Origin of the sequence: Protofrankia sp. Cj3 (assembly GCF_917627355.1) — a bacterium.
In the GTDB taxonomy this organism is placed as follows: domain Bacteria; phylum Actinomycetota; class Actinomycetes; order Frankiales; family Frankiaceae; genus Protofrankia.
In genome coordinates, this window is record NZ_CAKJTR010000235.1 from 7,430 (window position 1) to 7,933 (window position 504).

A 504-nucleotide genomic window follows, 5' to 3' on the forward strand; every position below is an offset into this window, starting at 1 on the left:
TTTTCCATCTTCTTCGCGAGCAGGTAGGCGACGCGTTCGGCGTTACGGTCGTAGGGAATCCGCACCAGCATGACGAACCGCGTGCTACGGTCGACCGACGTCGCGATCTGGGACTTGTTTCCCTTCCTGATTATCAGGTCCCCTTTCCAGAACCCGGGCACGGCACGGTCATCGGCTTCCCGCGGCCGTTCGCTGATGTTGACCATGTCGACTTTCTCGTAGACCATCGTTCACCGCGTCAGGAAGCCGTGGCAACGCTTCGAGCTTTCTTTCCTTCGGACGTGCCAGCTTCTCCTCGCGGCGTCGCTGCGCCTCGACCGCACGGTATGCCATCGCGCCGCCGTTACGGTCGATCTCCCGAGATATTGTTGAGTGGTGCCGGCCGAGCAGCTGCCCGATATACCGCGCCGACTTGTGCCGGCTCAGTTCCCGGGAGATAGTCTCCCGCTCCTCGATCTTCAACAACTCGCGCGAAGCCAGCTACCGTCCAGTCTGTCGACACTA

The 504-nt window shown here is 61.1% G+C and carries 1 protein-coding gene and 1 pseudogene; both read right to left on the minus strand.

Going from position 1 to position 504, the window contains the following annotated elements; translation table 11 throughout:
• Positions 1–206 (minus strand): annotated as a pseudogene (locus MJ783_RS21120) (IS30 family transposase); the annotation flags it as partial.
• Entirely contained in the window at positions 169–465 is a 297-nt protein-coding gene (locus MJ783_RS23800) for a helix-turn-helix domain-containing protein (protein ID WP_370651756.1), read from the minus strand. The gene MJ783_RS23800 and the pseudogene MJ783_RS21120, both read right to left, overlap by 38 nt.
• Between the last annotated feature and the right edge of the window lie 39 nt (positions 466–504).